The 19,915-nt window shown below is 51.3% G+C and carries 20 protein-coding genes, 1 pseudogene and 1 riboswitch; of the genes and pseudogenes, 17 read left to right on the forward strand and 4 right to left on the reverse strand.

The features are described from left to right. Positions 1–35: 35 nt before the first annotated feature. Positions 36–359: a hypothetical protein gene (locus tag EBA_RS08765; protein ID WP_192374368.1), complete on the forward strand. Its 324-nt coding sequence runs from the start codon at positions 36–38 to the stop codon at positions 357–359. A gap of 664 nt (positions 360–1,023) precedes the next feature. Here the strand turns inward: EBA_RS08765 and EBA_RS08770 are convergent. After that, positions 1,024–1,170: a hypothetical protein gene (locus EBA_RS08770; RefSeq protein WP_192374369.1), complete on the reverse strand. Its 147-nt coding sequence runs from the start codon at positions 1,168–1,170 to the stop codon at positions 1,024–1,026. A 241-nt stretch (positions 1,171–1,411) separates the two neighbouring features. On the opposite strand from EBA_RS08770, the gene cysK reads away from it, so the two are divergent. From cysK to EBA_RS08785, 3 genes and pseudogenes are all read left to right on the forward strand, one after another. Next, positions 1,412–2,389: a cysteine synthase A gene (gene cysK, locus EBA_RS08775; protein ID WP_192374370.1), complete on the forward strand. Its 978-nt coding sequence runs from the start codon at positions 1,412–1,414 to the stop codon at positions 2,387–2,389. Positions 2,390–2,873: 484 nt separating this feature from the next. Next, positions 2,874–3,392: a hypothetical protein gene (locus EBA_RS08780; protein ID WP_192374371.1), complete on the forward strand. Its 519-nt coding sequence runs from the start codon at positions 2,874–2,876 to the stop codon at positions 3,390–3,392. 168 nt (positions 3,393–3,560) lie between these two features. Then, a pseudogene (locus EBA_RS08785) lies at positions 3,561–3,707 on the forward strand (IS5/IS1182 family transposase); the annotation flags it as partial. A gap of 146 nt (positions 3,708–3,853) precedes the next feature. On the opposite strand, the gene EBA_RS08790 reads toward EBA_RS08785, so the two are convergent. Further along, positions 3,854–4,756 (reverse strand): LysR family transcriptional regulator, encoded by a 903-nt coding sequence (locus EBA_RS08790; protein ID WP_192374372.1) that lies wholly within the window; start codon positions 4,754–4,756, stop codon positions 3,854–3,856. 132 nt (positions 4,757–4,888) lie between these two features. Here EBA_RS08790 and EBA_RS08795 point away from each other — a divergent pair, with 132 nt between their 5' ends. Together EBA_RS08795 and EBA_RS08800 are read left to right on the forward strand one after the other, a co-directional pair. Then, complete coding sequence (locus tag EBA_RS08795; RefSeq protein WP_192374373.1) at positions 4,889–5,434, forward strand: carboxymuconolactone decarboxylase family protein; 546 nt, start codon at positions 4,889–4,891, stop codon at positions 5,432–5,434. Positions 5,435–5,491: 57 nt separating this feature from the next. Next, positions 5,492–7,063: a pyridoxamine 5'-phosphate oxidase family protein gene (locus EBA_RS08800; RefSeq protein ID WP_192374374.1), complete on the forward strand. Its 1,572-nt coding sequence runs from the start codon at positions 5,492–5,494 to the stop codon at positions 7,061–7,063. Positions 7,064–7,232: 169 nt separating this feature from the next. On the opposite strand, the gene EBA_RS08805 is transcribed toward EBA_RS08800, so the two are convergent. Further along, the gene (locus tag EBA_RS08805) at positions 7,233–8,783 is read right to left on the reverse strand and encodes a sigma 54-interacting transcriptional regulator (RefSeq protein ID WP_192374375.1); all 1,551 of its coding nucleotides are present in this window, start codon (positions 8,781–8,783) and stop codon (positions 7,233–7,235) included. Between the two features lie 222 nt (positions 8,784–9,005). On the opposite strand from EBA_RS08805, the gene EBA_RS08810 reads away from it, so the two are divergent. The 8 genes from EBA_RS08810 to EBA_RS08845 all read left to right on the forward strand — a co-directional run bounded on the left by EBA_RS08810 (position 9,006) and on the right by EBA_RS08845 (position 16,133). Further along, complete coding sequence (locus EBA_RS08810) at positions 9,006–9,662, forward strand: DUF938 domain-containing protein (RefSeq protein ID WP_192374376.1); 657 nt, start codon at positions 9,006–9,008, stop codon at positions 9,660–9,662. Between the two features lie 9 nt (positions 9,663–9,671). Next, positions 9,672–10,406, forward strand: a complete 735-nt coding sequence (locus EBA_RS08815) for an SDR family NAD(P)-dependent oxidoreductase (RefSeq protein ID WP_192374377.1) — start codon at positions 9,672–9,674, stop codon at positions 10,404–10,406. Between the two features lie 43 nt (positions 10,407–10,449). Beyond that, a complete protein-coding gene (locus tag EBA_RS08820) occupies positions 10,450–10,758 on the forward strand; it encodes a YdhR family protein (protein ID WP_192374378.1) in 309 nt (102 codons plus the stop codon). Positions 10,759–10,907: 149 nt separating this feature from the next. Beyond that, positions 10,908–11,981 (forward strand): class I SAM-dependent methyltransferase, encoded by a 1,074-nt coding sequence (locus tag EBA_RS08825; RefSeq protein WP_192374379.1) that lies wholly within the window; start codon positions 10,908–10,910, stop codon positions 11,979–11,981. Between the two features lie 573 nt (positions 11,982–12,554). Then, positions 12,555–12,636, forward strand: a riboswitch (cyclic di-GMP riboswitch). A 66-nt stretch (positions 12,637–12,702) separates the two neighbouring features. Continuing rightward, positions 12,703–13,830, forward strand: coding sequence for a PEP-CTERM sorting domain-containing protein (locus EBA_RS08830; RefSeq protein WP_192374380.1), 1,128 nt, complete (start codon positions 12,703–12,705; stop codon positions 13,828–13,830). Positions 13,831–13,909: 79 nt separating this feature from the next. After that, on the forward strand, positions 13,910–14,545 hold the full coding sequence (locus EBA_RS08835; protein ID WP_192374381.1) for a carbohydrate binding domain-containing protein: 636 nt from the start codon (positions 13,910–13,912) through the stop codon (positions 14,543–14,545). Positions 14,546–14,846: 301 nt separating this feature from the next. After that, positions 14,847–15,683 (forward strand): DUF4405 domain-containing protein, encoded by an 837-nt coding sequence (locus EBA_RS08840; protein ID WP_192374382.1) that lies wholly within the window; start codon positions 14,847–14,849, stop codon positions 15,681–15,683. A gap of 60 nt (positions 15,684–15,743) precedes the next feature. After that, positions 15,744–16,133, forward strand: coding sequence for a sulfite exporter TauE/SafE family protein (locus EBA_RS08845; RefSeq protein ID WP_192374383.1), 390 nt, complete (start codon positions 15,744–15,746; stop codon positions 16,131–16,133). A 13-nt stretch (positions 16,134–16,146) separates the two neighbouring features. Here the strand turns inward: EBA_RS08845 and EBA_RS08850 are convergent, their stop codons facing one another. Further along, complete coding sequence (locus tag EBA_RS08850) at positions 16,147–17,511, reverse strand: sigma-54 interaction domain-containing protein (RefSeq protein ID WP_192374384.1); 1,365 nt, start codon at positions 17,509–17,511, stop codon at positions 16,147–16,149. 198 nt (positions 17,512–17,709) lie between these two features. Between EBA_RS08850 and EBA_RS08855 the strand changes: the two genes are divergently transcribed. The 3 genes from EBA_RS08855 to EBA_RS08865 are packed head-to-tail and all read left to right on the forward strand — an operon-like array spanning position 17,710 to position 19,775. Next, positions 17,710–18,402: an MBL fold metallo-hydrolase gene (locus EBA_RS08855; protein ID WP_192374385.1), complete on the forward strand. Its 693-nt coding sequence runs from the start codon at positions 17,710–17,712 to the stop codon at positions 18,400–18,402. A 15-nt stretch (positions 18,403–18,417) separates the two neighbouring features. Then, the gene (locus EBA_RS08860; protein WP_192374386.1) at positions 18,418–19,329 is read left to right on the forward strand and encodes a sulfite exporter TauE/SafE family protein; all 912 of its coding nucleotides are present in this window, start codon (positions 18,418–18,420) and stop codon (positions 19,327–19,329) included. A 17-nt stretch (positions 19,330–19,346) separates the two neighbouring features. After that, a complete protein-coding gene (locus EBA_RS08865; protein WP_192374387.1) occupies positions 19,347–19,775 on the forward strand; it encodes a phosphate-starvation-inducible protein PsiE in 429 nt (142 codons plus the stop codon). Positions 19,776–19,915: the final 140 nt, after the last annotated feature.

Genomic DNA, 19,915 nt, shown 5'->3' on the forward strand with positions numbered 1-19,915 from the left:
GCAAAAGATTCTTCATTCATTCGAGACAAATAAACATGAAAAACCTTAATGTCGCATTGGTAAGACTGCTGCAGTTTGTAGTGTTCGCGCTGTTTACATTCATTGTGCTGTTGTACTTCGGTACTTTGATTCTGTTGCCACTGGATATCGTGGTGCTGATTACAAAAATGCTGCACATGTTGGGCATTGGTACATTGTTCGGGGCGATTGTTGCGGTACCTGTGGTCGCTTACTGCGGTAAAATCGTTTACGGCATACCAGGTTTGATTCAGATGATCGTTGAGAACGGCATCGATTTGGCCAATACCGGTAAACAACGGGTTGAAGCGTTTAATAAAATTGCTGAAGCCGTTAAATAACAGTTTAACGCAAGCGAAGGAAAGGGGCTTTTAGCCCCTTTTTTGTGTCTGCAATATTGGCGGACTTTATGCGTTTTGGCGTTGTGGTCAGCCAGCAATGCCGCTTGAGCTACCGGACCTGTCAAAAATTTTTACAGCCTTTTTTTCCGGCTTTGAATGTGCGAGGCATTTTTCACCCGAGGGGTAGCGGCTATATCGGTGAGAATTTGGACTAACTATACTAAATAGGGTTATGGAAGCGATTTTTTTCGGATGACGAGCTAAAAATTCCTCTATCGGTTAATTTGAGGTTAAGTCGAAAAACTTTACAGTTTTAGATGTGCCCTGCTGGCTCTGAAATGAAACGCTAAATAAACTCGATTAATTACAGTGTCTTATGTTTTGTGTGTATGTTTTTTGCTTGGATTTTTAACAACAGAGTTTGTTAAATAATCATAAGTTTAAACGCAAAGCGAGGAGACGATTATGGACACACAGAAAACCGAAACATCCACTAAAAGCCGTAGCGATGAGCAATGTGATCATCCGTCTTTGGCTAAAGAATTTGTATTAGGCGTGCCTACGGGGAATTTTGTTTGTGCCCAGTGCGGTCGGCATTTGACGTCGATACTAAGATCATCCAGAAAATAGTCCATAAATAGCAGCACGCTGGTATCCCGGCGTGCTAGCGGCTTTCTGCATGGGCGTGGAAGTTTAAAGCCACTGTTCTGCCATTGCTGACGACAGCAGCAGAAACACGGCGGATACTTTTAAGTTGTTCAATACCGAGAAATGTGCTTGCTATGAATTTCGCCTTATTCAACAAACTCATACCCGCATGCTTAGGGGCGTGTGTTTAATTAGTCTGTTTTGCATGTTGCAAAATTTTTCGAAGAGGCGCAATCTGAACTTTCTGGACAGAGAAACTGCTTGGGCTTTTTAGCCTAGCGCTTGCTTTTAGCCGCGCGGAGCAGTGTGCGCAGTTTAACGAAATTAACCGCAAAACCGGAAGCCAGTGTACGTAAAAACGCACTGGCTTTTTTTTGGCCTAATCAAATTTGGAGGAAAACCCTATGGCATATTGGTACCCTGACAATTCCCAGTCGATTGGCAAAACACCGCTGGTCAGACTTAACCGTATTACCGACGGTGCGCAAGTCACCTTACTGGCTAAAGTCGAAGGGCGCAATCCCGGATATTCGGTGAAATGCCGGATCGGCGCGGCGATGATTAACGATGCGCAACAGCGCGGACTGCTTGGCCCTGGCAAGGAGTTGATCGAACCGACCAGTGGTAATACCGGCATTGCGCTGGCTTTTGTCGCTGCAGCGCGCGGCATCCCGTTGACCTTGACCATGCCGGATACCATGAGTATCGAGCGGCGAAAATTGCTGGTGGCCTACGGTGCCAAACTGGTATTGACCGAGGGCGCCAAAGGCATGAAAGGCGCTATCGCCAAGGCGGAAGAGATAGTCGCTTCCGATCCGGAGCGCTATGTGCTGTTGCAGCAGTTCAAAAACCCCGCCAACCCACAAATTCACGAACAAACCACCGGCCCGGAAATTTGGCACGATAGCGACGGTGCGGTCGACATATTGGTTTCCGGTGTTGGCACAGGCGGCACCATTACCGGCGTGTCGCGTTATATCAAACTCACGCAAGGCAAACCTATCGTTTCCATCGCGGTTGAGCCGGAAGCCAGTCCAGTACTGAGCCAATTTCGGACTGGCCAGGATATACAGCCGGGGCCGCATAAAATTCAGGGCATCGGTGCCGGATTCGTGCCGGACGTATTGGATTTGTCTATGGTCGATACAATCGAGCAAGTCAGCAATGACGAGGCGATTGAGTATGCCAGGCGTTTGGCGCGGGAGGAGGGCTTGTTATCCGGGATTTCCTGCGGTGCGGCGGTGGCGGTGGCCGTACGTGTGGCAAAACGCCCGGAAAATGTCGGTAAGACTATCGTGGTGATACTACCGGATTCTGGCGAACGCTATTTGAGTTCGGCCTTATTCGAAGGATTGTTCGATGCGCAGGGCGTGGCGGTCTGAGTCGGCGCTAAAGTTGAGGGCGGCGGCGGTTCAGGCCTTTGTAAAAGCCAGGCAAACTGACTGCTGCCCTCCTTTGTTATTTCGACTATTTGCATTCCAAGGTTGAAACATCAGCTTGGCCGATAGCTGAAAATATTTCTGTACTGTGCAAATTGAGCTTGAATAATCAACAGAAAAATCGGGTGTTCTGTGCAAAATAGGGTTGAGATTATTGATTGCAAAATTGCATACCACTTGCACGCCTGAGACTGTATGAATTGCACAGCGGTGGTGTTACGGGGAGCACATTCATTGCATCAATATGCACAGCTTATTCCCTAGGGGTAGAGTTACTCAGTTGAATTGTCTAACGGCATCAGCCGCGCACTATACGATTTGGTGTTCGCTTCAATGAAGTTAATGAGTAAAGCCACTTACAATTGGCGCTAAAGACTGTCTGTGGCCGACCGATAACAAGTAAACACTCTTCACCATCGCAGGACCAATGAGCGCTAAGGAGGATGCAATGATAGTCGGCTTGAATATAACGGGAAGTGCGAACCAATATAGGCTTCTTGATAAAGCTGAGGCAATACCTTGGCAAAATCGGTTTACCACCTCGAAAACGCAGCCCATTGGTCAAGGATTCGATGCCCAACAAGCGGTATTAAAACCCGACAAAGTAAAACAGCTCTTGGCGAATGTCGATTTAAGAAATATATCACCGCATGACTTAGGCATGCTGGGCGGTTATTTGAATGGAAACGGTGAAATATCGGACATTTCTGCTACTGAATTTTCCCTTTCAGCTTTCACTATAGATGGTATGGATGCCAATGCCCCCATAGATATGATCAAGTTTTTTGAAGATAGCTACACTTTCGTTGACAAGCTTATCGCCCAAGGCGAACAAGGAATGAACGATGCCAGGAAATTTTTGGGCGACACTCTTCACACGCTGTATAGCATGGATGAGTTTATAAACAACATGGGGAGTGGCGTTTTTATCGATGAAAAAGCATAACGGGATTCAAGGGGGATGTGTACCTTGTCAATCCGTGGGTGTGCAAGTGGTGCACTTAGGTGTGCAAGTAAATGCAATCACGCAGTTGATTTACTGTAATAGACCCAGGCTGTGTAAAAACGCGAGATTTTGTAAAATAAGCTTACGGCCAATCAACCGGGAGTGCAGATGAAGCGCTTCATTCAAAGTACAGACCGAAGTAAGGTAGTCCTCTTTCCTGAGCAACTGGAAGACTATGTGGCTGAGGACAATCATGTTCGAGTCGTTGATGTCTTTGTCGAGCAACTCGACCTAGACAAATTAGGATTCAAAGGGGGTGATAAGGCAATTCGAATATCTGTAAAAGTTGCCCCAAGGCTCGATCTTTTTCGACTCGTTCGCAGTGTGGTTGCGTACGCTGCAGGCTGTCGAGTTGCTTGAGCGCTTCGCGCCACATTACACTGAGCCGAGCTTTGGCTGCATTAATTTAATATCTGATCCGCTCTCAGCCTCTCCACCATTAGATCGACAAACGTTCTGACCTTGGCGGAAGCATAACGCCCTTCACGATGCAGGACATGTATCGGTAAGCGATTGGGTTCATAGTCGCTTAACAAAGTTTGCACCTGCCCCGAGCCTAAAAACGGAGCAACCTGGTAAGACAACACACGGGTGATGCCCAGACCGTCGATGGCCGCCGCTATCGCGGCGTCATTGCTGGTGACGCGGAGTCTGGGCTTTATTTTTTGGGTCATTGTTTTATCGCCATCTAAAAATTTCCATTCAATGGCCGACCAGGAGCCAGTGGCAGCAACAATCAGACTGTGGTGGCTTAATTCAGTGGGAGACCTTGGGATGCCTTTTGCCGCCAGATAACTCGGAGATGCGCATAAAACCTGGCGCACATGGCCCACGCGTATCGCCCGCATACTGGAATCCGGCAACTCACCTATACGAATGCCTACATCAATGCCTTCCTCCAACATATTGACGACGCGATCCAGGAATATCGCCGATACCTCCATAGCCTGAAAGCGTTGCAGGTAAGCGACGATGCCTGGCATCACAAACATTCTGCCGAATAATACCGGCGCGGTAACCGCTAGATGGCCGCGCGGTTCTGCATTGATGCCGGCGGCCGCCTCATCGGCTTCGTTGGCGTCATGCAGGACGCGCCGGGCATCTTCAAGATAACGCTGCCCGGCATCGGTTACGCGCACATAGCGCGTGGTCCGAGTCAGCAGCTTGACGCCCAGTCGCTCTTCAAGCGCGGCGACGGCGCGGGTCACTGCCGGCGCTGACAGGTTGAGGCGTCGTGCGCCTCCGGCAAAACTTTGTTCTTCCGCTACGGCCACGAAGATCTCCATCATCTCTAAACGAGCCATCAACTATTCCTATGGTTGCAATAATATATTGCATTCTATGAGTATTCTTCTCTAGACGGCAATTCTTTAAAGTGTAACCACCTGCTGCAAAGCGGGTAACACAAACCCAAAACACTTTATTGGAGATTTACCATGAGCCGTATTAACGTCGTTACCAACGAAACTGCCAACACTGAACAAAAAGCCTTGTTGGATGCCATTCAAGCTCAGTTAGGCATGGTGCCCAACTTTTTAAAAGTATTCGCCAACTCACCCGTAGCGCTGCGTGCTTTCCTGGGTTTGCACGGAGTTGCCAGCGCAGGCAGTCTCGATCCACAAACCCGCGAGCGTATCGCCCTCGGTTTGGCTCAGCAGAATTCTTGTGAATACTGCTTGTCCGCACATACGGCTATTGGCCGGAAAGCGGGTTTGAGTGGCGCTGAAATCGAAGCCAATAGAGCCGGCAGCAGCCAGGATGCCAGAGCCGCAGTGGCGGTTAGGTTTGCCCGTTCAATTGCTGAAAATACCGGCGAGGTGACTACGGCCGAGATTACCGAAATCCGTAATGCCGGTTATAGCGATGCCGAAATTGTCGAAATAATCACCCATGTCGGCATGAATGTGTTGACCAATATGATAGGTAAAGCCAGTCGTATTGAAATCGACTTTCCTAAAGTGGCATTAAAACTCGCCGCGTAACTTTATATGTTGCTATCGGCGGTATGTTTCATATCGCCGATTCACTGGAGAACGATCATGCCTACCGCCTTTGCTGACATTTGTTTTACCCCTAGCGTGAAAGCGGCGCAAAGTTTGTATGGCAGTAGGCAAGCCAATAGAGGCTTCGAGCTGTCTGAGGATGCCCGCAATAGCCTAGGCGAGCGCGAAGCGGAATTTATCGCGGAGCGCGACAGTTTCTATCAAGCCACGGTGTCGGAATCAGGCTGGCCCTATGTGCAACATCGCGGTGGCCCCAAAGGCTTTTTAAAAGTATTGGATGACCGTACCCTGGGCTTTGCGGACTTTCGCGGCAACATTCAGTATTTGAGCGTCGGCAACTTGAATGCCAACGACCGAATTTCACTAATATTGATGGATTACCCCAACCGCAGGCGCCTGAAAATATGGGGCCGTGTCCGCATTGTGCATGAAAGTGACGAGCCGGATTTGATCGAGAAACTGGAAGTGGCCACTTATCGGGCTCGTGTCGAGCGCGGCATCGTGATTTATGTCGAAGCCTACGACTGGAATTGCCCGCAACACATTACGCCCCGTTATACGGAAGCCGAAATCGAAGGTTTGCTTGGGCCCCTGCGCGAAGAAAACCGCCTACTGAAAGCGCAGGCTTCGGCAACGCCAAACACTGATCTAATCCTGGGGGATGGCCCGCTTGAACTGGCGATTACCGGCATACGTCAGCTTACCAAGCGTGTTCGGGCTTTTGAGTTGAGTAGCACTAACGGTGCTGAATTGCCCGGTTTTGAAGCCGGGGCTCACCTGACTGTGCCTGTGCGACTGAGCAATGGCGAGTTAACGACGCGCCATTACTCGATCTGCTCTGATCCTGCGAACAAACGGGTTTATGAAATTGCTGTTTTGCGGGAAGCAAGCGGGCAGGGCGGCTCGGTCGCGGTGCATGAACTATTCGCTTTGGGGCTGCGCTTAAACTGCAGTTTGCCTAAGAACAATTTTGTGCTCCATACCGACTCCCGCCCTGCGATACTGATTGCTGGCGGCATAGGCATCACGCCCATTAAGGCGATGACGCACAGCTTACAGGCACAGGCGCGTGAATTTCAGATCCATTACGCTGTGCGTAGCGAAACCGAAGCGGCCTATCTCGATCCCTTGAAGCAGGCCTTTGGCGACCGGCTGACGGTTTATGCGGCAGACCAACATCACCGGCTGAACCCGGAAGAGCTCTTATCAGCAAGCCCGGCTGACGCGGTGTTTTATCTGTGCGGCCCTAACCGACTCATCGAAGCCGTCACTGCCGCCGCCCAGTTACAAAATAAAGACCTGCGCCTGGAAAGATTTTCGGTGCTGACAGCAGCGACCGATCAGCCGGTTATTGTCGAGTTAAAACGCTCAAAACGGCTGATCCAGGTAGAAGCCGGGCAATCGATACTTGCAGCCGTCTGCGCAGCCGGTGTCGATGCGCTGCACGATTGCCGAGTCGGCAATTGTGGCAGCTGCGCCGTCAAGGTGTTGGACGGCGTGCCGGATCATCGCGATAGTGTGTTGAGCCAGGCCGAAAAGGATCGTGCCCGCTTGATGTGTATTTGCGTGTCGCGCGCCCGTTCAGAGCGACTGGTACTCGATCTGTAATTTAACGAGAGGACACCGCATGATTAGCCTTTACGAATTTGCCTAATTCGGAAATTGCCGTAAAGTCCGGCTGATGTCATTGCTGCTGGGGCTTGAATATCGCAGCATCGGCGTCAATGGCAGCGAACGGCAACATAAAGCCGAGGCATGGGCAACATGCGAGAGTTAGCTATCTAAACTGGCTGGCGCTGATGCCGTATTTTTTTAATTTGCCGTAGACCGCTCTGGGCGTCAATCCCATCGTGATTGCGACTTGCTTGACATCGCCGCGATGGCTTTGCATGGTTTGCTTCAAGAATGCTTGTTCGGCGTCGTTTAGTAGATTTAGCTTGTGTGAGTTCCAGTCGCTGCCGGTCGCGGCGGCCGGTTTCCGATCCAACTCCAGACGGGTCAATTCACTGCCTTTACTGAACAGTACGCTGCGTTCCAGCATATTTTCCAGCTCGCGCACGTTGCCGGGCCAGGCATAGGCGCGGATTTGCCCCATCACCTCGCGGCTGACCGACTGCACGTTTTTACTGTATTTTTCGTTGAGGCGTTTCAGGATCAATTGCACCAGATGCGGCAGGTCTTCCGGGCGTTGCGCCAACGGCGGTATCCACAATCGCACTACATTCAAACGATAGAACAAGTCCTGCCGAAACAAACCCTGCTCGACGTGTTGTTCCAACGCCCGATTACTCGCAGAAACAATACGCACATCCGCATGTAAAGTGTGCTTGCCGCCGACCCGCTCCATCTCGCCTTCCTGGATAACTCTGAGCAAGCGCGTCTGCGCGGCTGGCGACAAAGCGTCCACTTCGTCCAAAAACAAGGTGCCGCCTTCGGCACGCTCGAAAAAGCCTTGATGGACTTCGATGGCGCCGGTAAACGCGCCTTTTTCATGGCCGAACAGCGCGCTTTCGATCAGACTTTCCGGAATCGCGCCACAGTTGATGGCTACAAAGGGCTTGTGGCCGCGCTCGCTCATGGCGTGAATTGCCCGCGCGATCAACTCCTTGCCGACGCCGGTTTCGCCATGGATTAACACCGTGGCCCTGGTCGGCGCTATCACTTCAACTTGTTGCAACACCTTTTGCATCGCCGGTGACTTGGCGACGATGGCCGGCGCCGGCTTGGCGGCGTGTTGTTTGGGCAAACTCCACCAGATATTGCGCATCCGCTCTTCGATACGCGAATGCAGAGCCGCCATTTCCAGCTTATCTGCCGGTGGGTCCTCGCGGCGGTACTCCAATCCCGGTTTGTCGATAGCGCTGTCGCGCCGGGTGTGAATGCATACTTCACAGCCACCGTTGTGTTTGGCGATGCTCTGGCGGATTTCCACCTTGGCGTAGCCGAAGTTGCGGGCGGCTATGCCGCCGAACACGCTGGATGTCATTCGGCACAGCTCGGGAAAATTGGTCACGCCGTCGCCGAAGGGGCAGCGACTGTTGACCACGGTAATCGTGCCGGCTTGGACTGAGGCCAGCGAAAAATTGCCGCCGATATGATTTTTTAACGCCAGAATTAAGTCGATATAGTCTTCGTTGCCCAATTCGCCGTGCCTTTGATATTCATCGCGATAAGTCTGCTCGAAATACAGGCCGGCGCTCTTGGCAATGCGCTCGATCAAGGATTCGCAATAGTCTCCGCCTTCCTGCTCGCAGGCGTGCATCAGTTCCAGGATGAAGGTCTGCAGGAAAAACACCGGTGAAATCTGGGAGAAATCGTGTTCGCTCATAAAGGCATATGTGAAATTAAACTTCACTTATTGAAACATGAATTCACGTATGCGGCGATTGGGTTTTGCTAAGTGGTTGATTTTTATTGCTGCCTGGCTTCCCGAAATGTTGGCCCGCGGCTTGCTTTATATCTATCGGACATCGCAATCCGCGGATGTTCAAGCAAGCCGGCACATTAGGCTTGAACGCATAACTATAAATAATCTTTCGAGGAGATCAGCATGAGTGACAACAAACCACCTTTGAACCCGCATCCATTGAGCGAATATGTGGCCTGGGCCGGCAATCGCAACCGCGAACCGATCCTGGGGGTACTCAAGGAGAAACTGCCCAAGGATTCCGGCCGGGTCTTGGAAATGGCCAGCGGCAGCGGCATGCATATCAATTTTTTCGCGCCGCATTTCGACCACTTGCACTTTCATCCGACCGACAAAGACCAGGAAGTATTCGACAACATAAAACAATTAACCGCCGATCACGCTAACGACAACATCGCGGACCCGGTGCATCTGGATTTGACTAGTCCTGACACCTGGTTCAACCCCGGCGATAAAGGCAGTTTCGACGCCATTTTTTGCATCAATATTTTTCAGGTGGCGCCGATCTCAATTGCCGACGGTATGATGGAATGCGCGTCGCACTTGCTCAGCGAAGACGGGATATTGCTGATCTACGGTCCGTTCCGTGTCGAAGGCACTTTTACCACGGATTCGAATAAAGAGTTTCACGAAACTCTTAGTTCGGCAGGCGTGTCGGAATGGGGCCTGAAAGACGTTGCCGATTTACGCAAAGCCGCCGAAAACCACGGCATGGAACTGAAAGAGCAAATCAATATGCCTGCCAATAATTTCTCGCTGATATTCGGCAAAAAACCATAAGGAAAAGTGATGAGCGAAGTCTGTTCAGCCCTTGTGATGGGCGTGGGGCCGGAGCGGGGGCTGGGTGCCGCTCTGGCAAGACATTTTGCGGCACAAGGTCTGCATGTGTTTATTGCCGGGCGTAGTGCGAACAAACTCCGGCTTGTCGCTGAAAACATCCGCCAAAGTGGCGGAAAAATCAGCGCCGTGGTGGCCGATGCAACGGTGGAAGCGGATATCGACAGGCTGTTTGCGGCGATTCGGGAACAGGCTTTGCCATTGAATATTGCTGTTTACAATGTAGACAGCAATAGTTGCGCGCCACTATTGGAAACCGGCAGCGATATGTTTACTCGGCTTTGGCAACAAAATTGTCTCGGCGGATTCTTATTCGGGAAACAGGCCGCCGCCATCATGCAAGCCCAGCGGTGCGGCACGCTGATCTTTACCGGCGCCACTGCGTCGATGCGCGCCAGACCGCCGTTTACTGCATTCGCCGCAGCCAAAGCCGGCTTGCGGGCGTTGGCGCAAGGCATGGCGCGGGAATTCGGCCCCCATGGTGTGCATGTCGTGCATACGGTCATCGATGGCGTGATCGACGGAGACCGCGCTAGAAACCAGTTCTCCAGTTATGTTTCGGCCAAGGGCGACGACGGCTTGTTAAAGCTGGAGGCGATTGCCGAAACCTATTGGGCGCTGCACCGGCAACATCCCAGCGCCTGGACGCATGAGCTGGATTTAAGGCCCTTTAAAGAACCGTTTTGATGCGTTCGAATACTGATTCCACTAATTTAACCGAGAGTGACCCATGAAAATATTTTTATACGCGGAATTCCAAGTAGCCATTCCTTTCGATCAAATCGATTGGCGGCCCATCAACGTGGAAATGAAGCAATTTCCGGGGCTAAAGTCGAAAACCTGGTTAAGCGGCGTCAACAACCATACCGTTGGCGGCTTTTACGAATTCGATTCTATAGAAAACGCCCAAACCTATATCGACGGTTTGTTGCTGCCGTTTACCAAGCAGGTGAACGGTAATCTGTCGGTCAAACTGTTCGATGGCGAAATCACCCGTGACGCCAATATTGGTATGGATTCGCCGTTTTATAAGGTGTAATTGAGGCATGCACGCCAGCGCCCGGCGCTGTGAAAGAATGCTTACGGTGCCCGGCGGTGATGTCTATTAGTAAAAAATAATATTGTTCCTTCGCGACGAATTCAGTAGATTACATCGCCTCTTATTCTAAAACCGTATCAGGAAGATTTATGACCTTGCATTTGAACGAAGTCGACAACGCTAAACTGGAGCAACTCCAGGGAAAAGTCATCAACGATGTTGCCGGATCTTTGGGCCTGCTGACGGCCTACATCGGCGACAAGTTGGATTTGTACAGCGCGCTGTTGGAGATCAGCCCGGCCAGCAGCCGGGAACTCGCCGACAACACCGGCATGGACGAACGCTATCTGCGGGAATGGCTGTCCGCCAATGCTGCCGCCGGCTATGTCAATTATGATGCCGCGTCCGGCAAGTTTTCGCTGTCGGCGGAACAAGCGGTGATCTTTGCTGCGGAAGGCCATCCGGCCTGCATGCAAGGTTTCTTCCAAGCAGTGATGTCGGTGTATATCGATGAACCCAAGTTGACCGAGGTGTTCCGGTCCGGCCAGGGCTTGCCTTGGCGCGACCATAGCCCGTGCCTGTTCTGTGGCACCGAGCGTTTCTTTCGGCCGATGTACGCCATGAATCTGATCGATGTCTGGCTGCCGGAACTCGCCGGTGTGCGGGAGAAACTTGAAGCGGGCGCCAAAGTCGCGGACGTCGGTTGCGGCCACGGCTCCTCGACCATCCTGTTGGCCAAGGCCTTCCCTAACTCCACCTTCCATGGATTCGATTTTCACGCGCCGTCAATTGAGCATGCCCGGGAGCGTGCGCGGGCGGCTGGTGTCGCCAGCAACACTATTTTCGAAGTGGTCACCGCCAAGGAATATCCGGGTAAAAACTACGACTTGGTAACGATATTCGACGCCCTGCACGATATGGGTGACCCGGTCGGTGCGGCTAGCCATGTCGCCAGCACACTGGCTGAAGGCGGTACCTTCATGCTGGTCGAACCGTTTGCCGGCGATAGCCTGGAAGAGAACCTGCACCCTTTGGGGCAGATCTATTATTCCTTCTCAACCATGGTCTGCGTGCCGGCCTCCAAATCGCAAGAGGTAGGTCTGGGACTGGGCGCGCAGGCCGGGCAAAAACGGCTAACCGAAGTACTGAATGCGGCCGGTTTCAGCCAAGTCAGACGTGCCGCCACGACACCGACCAATCTGGTGCTGGAGGCAAAAATTTAACCTGCAGCCGTTCGCCAGGATTGCGCCGTAAGCAGGTTTGGCCACTGCCATTGCTTGACCCGTAATGCCGCAAATAGCGGTTTTAACGTTTCTGGTAGTGTGCTTGTGCAGGACGTTTACGACTGCATTCTTAGGGGGTGACCGGTGGTCGACGCCCCCACTTTTGCTGTTTCGGTCGCCTGCCGGCGTCGGTCAGTTGCTAGAGATTCAACATCGATGCAGTCTTCGTAGCCGGCGGTAAATGCCGGTTCTTCGGCAGAATCCAAAATTCCCCCATTATTTTTTTAATCTCCGTTACACCAGCCGGATATTTTAAACCACGCAAAATAAGTTATTCGCCACAGTCTATGGGGCAAATCCCTTAAATATCGTTCTCGCGGATGTGATTCCGAATTGTCTTAACGGTTAAAGCTTTATTTGTAAATAATGACTTACGTGTTTTGTAAGCGCTTGGCACAAATATTGTTTTATGTTAACTGGTTCTTTATCACATTCTAATATTTTCATATTCAGTCGCGAAGGATTGCAAGAAGGTGTTGCAGGCGTCTGCGCGGAAACACTGTGCGTAAAGAAACCGCCCCTTGCCGACCCTGCTGTGAAGCAGGTACGGAAAGTCGCGGGGCTTGCACTAATGCAAGTCAGCCGGATTGCTCCCATGTGATAGGGGTGTGGCATTTGCCGCGTATCACAGAATTTATTTAATGGAATTAATGGAACAATTATGAGCACAAACTTTCAATTAACCGCAATTGCCTTATTACTGAGCGTCTGCGGAATCTCACAGGCTTCCTTGACCGCCAGCAGCGGTCCGGTCGGTTTCAATGGTACAGCGACGGTCATCGCAACGGGCGGGCAGGTCGCATCCGCTACCAATTCGAATAATAATGCGGCGATTGCCACTGTCGCGATAGGCCAGTTTAATGCGGCTAGCGGCGTGTTGACCGGCGTTGATCTGCAATTGGATTCTAGTCGGACCCAAACCATCAATGGCGCCGGCAATAAAAACAACGGTCCGGGTAGAACCGTCAACGGTAGCGGCACCAGCAGTGCCTTGTTATCCGCCGCCGGTGTCAGTGCTGGCTTTAGCCCTAATTTGAGTCAAACCGGATCGGGTTGTAGTTTGGCCATGGGGCCAACCGGCGCTATCAGTTGCAGTTGGGGGCCAACTTCATCAGCCGCTACCGCGACGGCAACCACTGTTGCGGTGGACGAGCAAAATCTTAATGATTATGTAGGAAACGGTTCGGCGAATGCTTCATTGAGTTTGCCGACTTTGTCGGCTACCACCACCATGTCGTCGACCATGGGGCAAGCAGGTAGCGGTTCGAGTGCCACCTATAAAGTCAACTGGGCCGGCACGCTGCAAGCCAACTTCAGCTACTTGTTGCATTCCTTGGCTTCTTTTGACGGTGCCGGCGAGTCCAACACCCTGATTTTGGATTTCGGCAATGTCGCCCAAAATAGCGTTAACTCGATGAATTTTAGCTTGTTTAATCTGGCCAATGCCGACCGCATCGGTTTGGATTTTGATAGTGTGAGTGGTAGCGGCGATACCGGAGCCTTCGATACCGGCTTATCCACATTTACCAATCTCGCCGAAAGCGGCAGCCAGTCGTTTATTGCTAATCTGTTGACCGCAAACACCGGTGCCTTCAGCGCGCAATATCTGCTTAATCTGTCCGATGCGGATTTGGGTGCCAGCAGCACCCGCCAAAACTATCAATTGACATTGAATCTGACAGGCAATGTCGTGGCGGCGGCTGCCCCAGTGCCAGTGCCTGGCGCGGTCTGGTTGTTCGGTAGTGCCTTGGGTTTTGCCGGTTTACTGAGAAGAAAAGTCAACGCGTGATCTCAGCCGTTAACGCCGCGTGCCCGAATAGAGTGGGCGCTCGGCGTTAACACCTAAAACGGTTAACGAGGGAACATATATGAAACTGACAACAGGATTGTGTGTCGGCTTGGCGATGGCGGTACCAGCCGTGCAAGCAAATTTGGTCGCCAACGGCAATTTCGAACAGCCTGCGAGTTTGGCGGCAGTGCCTGGTTACCAATACTTACCCAACAACGACACCAGTGTAATGGGGTGGACATCTATTAGTGACGGTATAGGCGAAGAGTCCTATCTGATGAATAAAAACCGTTCCAACGGTTCCTACGTTCCTAGAGTTTATGAAGGAATTTACGGCTTGGCCTTGAATACCGGTAATGCCATACAAACGTCTGTGTCGCTGGTTGCCGGCACGACTTACGACCTGTCGTTTTGGGCCAGAGCTAACGTGTCCGGCGCTTCACCGTTGCAGATCGAGATTGCCGGCAACAGTCTTACCATGGCAAACGCCGTAACTTTCACTCAATTCATCTATCATTTCAACGCCAGTGCCGCCGATTCGTCAGCACTATTGAAGTTCTTCAATCCATCAACGAGTGGCGGCAATCGAGTTTGGGCTTTGGACGCCATATCGCTGGAAGCTGCGCCGGTACCGTTACCTGCCGCCACTTGGACTTTTTTGAGTGGTTTGATGGGCTTTCTGGCACTGAGCAAACGTAAAGCTCTGGCTGCGTGATTTAACCCGGTCACTAGCTCAGGCAACAACGCCTGAGCAATTTAGAGGCGCGACATCATCGCCGGCAACAGCAGCCAATCTGTGTAGCGGCGGCTCCGATCATCCGGAAACGGTGCCTATTGTCAAGCCATTATGCAGGTGTGATAGCGCCTATGGCGGAGGTTTTCTGAATAAGCCCAAGGTGTTGATCGTCATGTCACCAAAATGCAGATGATAAGGCTTACCATGTATTCAGTTTCAGCCTTATGGTTGATAGCTGAGGAAATTTGTCTAGTCATTTGCCTTAGTATGTAGTCTGATAATGGTCGACCCTGCCAGGCTTTTGGTCTTCCCAGCTAATCTCAATTGCTGGGTAAATCGTGTAGGTCTCCTATCACTACTGCGGCGTATAAACATGAACCGTACTATTGTCAACATCATCATCGATCTGGTTGCTGCCTTGTTGTTTTTGGGGATGATCGCAACAGGCTATTTGCTGCGTTATCCATTGCCGCCAGGCAGCAATAAATCACATTCGTTATGGGGATTAACCCGTCACCAATGGGGAGACATTCATTTTTGGATTAGTCTCGGACTCTTGGCCGTGCTGGTCATACATCTGGCATTGCATTGGAATTGGATCGTGACGGTTATCGGTAAACGTTGTCACTTGGTAAAAACCGCACAACCTTCGCTGGTCCGCAGCGCAGTTTGGACATTCGCTGTTTTTATAGCGCTATGTGGCGGGTTTGTGTGGGTTGCCAATAGGGATGTCAAAGAAATGCCTCAGGCCGTTTGTTCCGCTATAACAACTGGTAACCAAAGCGATACTCAACGAAATAAATTAGTGTCTGAGCAAGCGCAGGCGTCTCAAGGTAGTCAATTGGTCTGGCAAGATGTTTATCCGATATTGATGGAAAATTGTCTTGCCTGCCACGGCCCGGAACACCAATTCGCCGGTTTCCGTGTCGATCGCGTTGATGATTTTTTCAAAAATGAGGGTAACGGGCCCTTAATTTTGGCCGGACAGGGAAGTCAAAGTCCGTTGATTGCCATCATTTCCGGGGTGAGAACTAATATGCCTATGGCCGACAGGCATAAGCTTGCCGAATCGGAGGTATTTCGTATCAAAGCCTGGATTGACCAAGGGGCAAAATAATTAAGCTAGAGGGACCGCAGTTTTTTACATTTGGTTAAAGAAGATGATCGGGAGATAAATATGAATCTATCGTTAATTGCTCTTCTTTTGGCAATTGGCTTGCTCTCGGGGGTGGCATCCGGCCTTTTCGGTATAGGCGGTGGCATGTTAATCGTTCCCGGACTGGTCTACTTAGCTGGTTTCTCGCAGCATGTGGCCACGGGGACCAGTTTAGCGATTTTGCTTCCCCCGGTAGGGCTGGCCGCAGTTGTTGAATATTACCGCCATGGTAATGTCGATATAAAAGCGGCAATGATTGTCGCAGCAGCTCTTTTTATTGGCGGTTGGTGCGGCGCTGTTTTAGCCAACCATGTGCCAGAGGTTCAACTGCGGCTAGCATTTGGTATCTGTGTTGTAGTTTTAGGTGTGTATTTGATAATGAGTGCTTTGCGCCGCATGTATTGGATGTAGGGCGCCCAGTACATTAAGAATCAATTTTATATTTTTTGCGCTTACGCCAAAATGTCGCGCGACTCATGCCCAAGTAGCTGGCTGCGGCCTCCAAGTTGCCATCCGCCACTTGTATTGCATCGCGGATCATTTCCACTTCGTTTTGAGACCTAGCGTGTTTAGATGGTGATAAGCGTTCGTTGCCGGTAAATGCTGTGGACTCACGAAATTCGGGCGGTAAGTCCTCCATAGACAACTCGTTGCCACGGCCAACCGCAAAAGCATATTCGACTACATTGATCAATTCTCTGACATTGCCTGGCCATTGGTAATCAAGCAAGCGCCGCATGGCATTCGGAGCAATGCTATTGACATGACGTCGGCCACGCAGGTTATGTCGATCGATTTGGTGCCAAAGTAACAGGTTCACATCAAGCCGGCGTTCTCGTAGCGGTGGCAGAAATACCGGAACGACGCGCAGTCGATACATCAAGTCTTCCCGAAAGCGTCCGGCTTTTACTTCCTCACGCAATGACCGGTGCGTGGCGGCAATAATCCGAACATCAACACTAATTGCCTCATCACCACCGACCGGGATAAAGCTTTGTTCCTGTAATACTCTGAGTAATTTGGCTTGTAATTCCAACGGCAATTCGGCGACTTCATCCAAAAACAAAGTGCCACCATCGGCACGCTGGAACACTCCGGCGTGATTGCGTACAGCACCGGTAAATGCGCCTTTTACATGCCCGAAAAGCTCGCTTTCCAATAGACTGGGCGTGAGCGCCGCGCAATTGATGGCCAGGAAAGGTTGTTGATGGCGGGGGCTTTCTTGATGCAACGCGCGCGCGACCAACTCTTTTCCGGTGCCCGATTCACCCCGAATTAAAACGGTGGCTTCGGTTTCGGCGACATTGCGAATAATCTTAATGGCTTCTAGCATGGCCGGATCACGCGACAAAATCCCGTGAAAACTGTCGTCATTATCCCATTGTCCGATTGCGCCAAAAGTGGCTGTTTGCGGCTGAAGAAATTCCAAAGCGCCGGCAAATTGCCCCTCAGCGTCAAAGAATGCGCGCGCAGTTCGGTAACAGGTGAGACGTTCACCGCCAGGCCGCTTAAGTTGCACCTCTTGCGCCTTGATCGAGCCAAGTTCAGCCAGGCCGCAAGGATCATGGCCGCCATCGCAGCCTAAAGCTTCGGCGCAAGCCCTACCAAGCACGGATTCAGCCATCAGACCGAATAGTTTCTCGGCGCCTTTGCTCCAAAACAGAATTTTGCCTTCAGCATCAACGGCAAATACCGCGCCGGCGTCAACCAGGTCGGTCAGGATGCTGAGGACTTGGTCGGGGCCATTTTGGCTTAGCCAACGATTGAAGAATGGTGAAGATTGGCTCATGGGTGTGTCTTAAGGTGTTTCATATTTTGTTTCAATTGTAACATGCTTGTTTCTATGTTTCACTTTGAAACGCTGCTTATGCTTTATTTGTACTATTTTTCACGCGATTAGCGCGCTGTAGCGATTTAAAAAATTGGCACGTAACTTGATATATGTTTATTAGTCTATGCTTATTAATATAAAAATGTGAGGGTCGTTATGATTTTTCGTCAATTAGTCGATATCGAAACTTCTACCTATAGCTATCTACTCGGGTGTGAGCGTACTCACCGCGCGGTGTTGATCGATCCCGTGGCATCCGAGCTGGATGTTTATATTAATTTATTGCAAAGCCTTAATCTCAAGCTGATATACACCCTGGAAACCCATGTTCATGCCGATCACATCACCGGCTCGGGTTTACTGCGCGAAAAATTGGGCAGTAAAAGCGTGTTGCATCGAGATGCCGGCGCTTTGTGTGCGGACTTGCTGGTGACCGATGGCGTGCTGTTACAGGTCGGCGATCTGGAGTTAGAGGTACGTCACACGCCGGGTCATACCAGCGGCTGTGTTAGTTACGTGATGGCCGATAGGGTATTCACCGGGGACTCTTTATTGATCAACGGCAGCGGCCGTACCGATTTTCAACAAGGCGATGCGGGCAAACTTTACGACAGCATTATCAATAAATTATTCAGCTTACCGGCGGACACTTTGGTTTACCCAGGCCACGATTACCAAGGTAACACGGTCTCCAGCATCAAGCAGGAGATGGGCAAAAACCCCCGGCTTGGTCATGGCAAATCGCGGGAAGAGTTCATTGCCATCATGCAGGAGCTTAAATTGGCTTATCCCAAGTTTATCGATAAAGCCTTGCCAGCGAATCAGTCCTGCGGTCTGGTTGCGGAATAGCAGAAGGAGACACTCATGTTGTTGACTTTCAGTCTGGCCGTCATTATCGGCTTGCTATTGGGGTTACTGGGAGGAGGGGGCTCGATTCTAACGGTGCCGATGTTGGTATATCTGCTGCACGTTGAACCCAAGCAAGCCATTGTCACCTCGTTCGTAGTGGTGGGGGTTTCAAGTTTGATAGCCCTGGTTTCTCACGCCAGGCGCGGTTCGGTGTGTTGGAAAAGTGGGTTGCTCTTCGGGCTGGCCGGTATGGCAGGCGCGTTCGGCGGTGGACGCTTAGCGGCGCATTTTTCCAGCGATCTGTTAATGAGCTTATTTGGTTTAGTCAGCCTGGCCACCGGCTTGTTGATGCTGCGTCGTCCACGTGCTGTTGCAGGTATGCCATCCGCCGGCGAACTAGTCAAGGTTTGTCCGCTACAAGTCCCGTTTTTAAGAGTGTTATTTGACGGACTCTTCGTCGGTGTTATCACCGGCATGGTTGGGGTTGGCGGTGGGTTTTTGATTGTGCCGGCGTTGACCTTGTTGGTCGGCTTGCCGATGCAGGGTGCGGTGGGTACGTCCTTACTCGTGATTGCCATGAATGCACTGGCTGGCTTGAGCGGTTATAGCCAGCATGTGGCTATCAATGTGGAACTCACCACTGTCGTCATGCTGGGTGCGATTTTGGGTAGCGCCTTAGGCGCCTGGTGGTCTGCCTTCATTAAGCCGGCAGCGCTGCGCAAAGTGTTTGGGGTAATGGTGATAGCGGTGGCCGGGTATGTACTATCGCAATCCCTGAATCAGCAGCTTTTGCTCGATCTGGAACCCTGGTTGCGAGATGCCAAGATTCAAGGCAAGTTGCTAGTCGGATTACTACTGGGTGGCTTAGTGCTACTCATAGGGCATTGGATCCACAAGGCGGACGCCGTAGCATTGACACCCCGATAAACCACAAAGAGGCAACGATGGACAGCGAGCGATTTGAAGAACTACACCACATTTGGAAAAGCAGGGTAGATGCCATCGGCAACCTGCTGATTGAGGTTTTTCATTATCTGGCTTTATTCGTGATTGGTGCCAGTGTGGTCTGGTCCGGCGTGATTGCCTACGGCGGCATGATGCTGCAAGGGCACGCCACAATCGGCGATATTTTGCTGCTGTTCATTTATCTTGAATTGGGCGCAATGGTGGGGATTTATTTCAAAACCAATTCGATGCCGGTGCGTTGTTTGATTTACATCGCCATCACTGCACTGGCGCGCTTGGTGATTGCCGATGTGCAGGCGCATCACGAGGCCGGCATGGGCATGTTATGGGTATCTGTGGCGATTTTGCTGTTGGCGATTGCCACTCGGGTGATCCGCAAACCACCGTCGGAATCGGAATACCACTGAGCCGAAGCTAAGCATTTTAGCCATCGTAAGGAGGCGACGGGCTGCGCCGGGTTAACACGCCTGGCTGCCATCAAGGAGCAGTCACTGTTGGGGGATGAAAATACCGCATAGACGGGATTTTCAAAATGATTACAAAAAGA

This window comes from Methylomonas albis (assembly GCF_014850955.1).
Classification (GTDB): domain Bacteria; phylum Pseudomonadota; class Gammaproteobacteria; order Methylococcales; family Methylomonadaceae; genus Methylomonas; species Methylomonas albis.

Coding starts and splice junctions, on each gene's coding strand:
- EBA_RS08765 (WP_192374368.1), top strand. CDS start 36: ATGAAAAACCTTAATGTCGCATTGGTAAGACTGCTGCAGTTTGTAGTG.
- EBA_RS08770 (WP_192374369.1), bottom strand. CDS start 1,170: ATGAGTTTGTTGAATAAGGCGAAATTCATAGCAAGCACATTTCTCGGT.
- cysK (WP_192374370.1), top strand. CDS start 1,412: ATGGCATATTGGTACCCTGACAATTCCCAGTCGATTGGCAAAACACCG.
- EBA_RS08780 (WP_192374371.1), top strand. CDS start 2,874: ATGAGCGCTAAGGAGGATGCAATGATAGTCGGCTTGAATATAACGGGA.
- EBA_RS08790 (WP_192374372.1), bottom strand. CDS start 4,756: ATGGCTCGTTTAGAGATGATGGAGATCTTCGTGGCCGTAGCGGAAGAA.
- EBA_RS08795 (WP_192374373.1), top strand. CDS start 4,889: ATGAGCCGTATTAACGTCGTTACCAACGAAACTGCCAACACTGAACAA.
- EBA_RS08800 (WP_192374374.1), top strand. CDS start 5,492: ATGCCTACCGCCTTTGCTGACATTTGTTTTACCCCTAGCGTGAAAGCG.
- EBA_RS08805 (WP_192374375.1), bottom strand. CDS start 8,783: ATGAGCGAACACGATTTCTCCCAGATTTCACCGGTGTTTTTCCTGCAG.
- EBA_RS08810 (WP_192374376.1), top strand. CDS start 9,006: ATGAGTGACAACAAACCACCTTTGAACCCGCATCCATTGAGCGAATAT.
- EBA_RS08815 (WP_192374377.1), top strand. CDS start 9,672: ATGAGCGAAGTCTGTTCAGCCCTTGTGATGGGCGTGGGGCCGGAGCGG.
- EBA_RS08820 (WP_192374378.1), top strand. CDS start 10,450: ATGAAAATATTTTTATACGCGGAATTCCAAGTAGCCATTCCTTTCGAT.
- EBA_RS08825 (WP_192374379.1), top strand. CDS start 10,908: ATGACCTTGCATTTGAACGAAGTCGACAACGCTAAACTGGAGCAACTC.
- EBA_RS08830 (WP_192374380.1), top strand. CDS start 12,703: ATGAGCACAAACTTTCAATTAACCGCAATTGCCTTATTACTGAGCGTC.
- EBA_RS08835 (WP_192374381.1), top strand. CDS start 13,910: ATGAAACTGACAACAGGATTGTGTGTCGGCTTGGCGATGGCGGTACCA.
- EBA_RS08840 (WP_192374382.1), top strand. CDS start 14,847: ATGGTCGACCCTGCCAGGCTTTTGGTCTTCCCAGCTAATCTCAATTGC.
- EBA_RS08845 (WP_192374383.1), top strand. CDS start 15,744: ATGAATCTATCGTTAATTGCTCTTCTTTTGGCAATTGGCTTGCTCTCG.
- EBA_RS08850 (WP_192374384.1), bottom strand. CDS start 17,511: ATGAGCCAATCTTCACCATTCTTCAATCGTTGGCTAAGCCAAAATGGC.
- EBA_RS08855 (WP_192374385.1), top strand. CDS start 17,710: ATGATTTTTCGTCAATTAGTCGATATCGAAACTTCTACCTATAGCTAT.
- EBA_RS08860 (WP_192374386.1), top strand. CDS start 18,418: ATGTTGTTGACTTTCAGTCTGGCCGTCATTATCGGCTTGCTATTGGGG.
- EBA_RS08865 (WP_192374387.1), top strand. CDS start 19,347: ATGGACAGCGAGCGATTTGAAGAACTACACCACATTTGGAAAAGCAGG.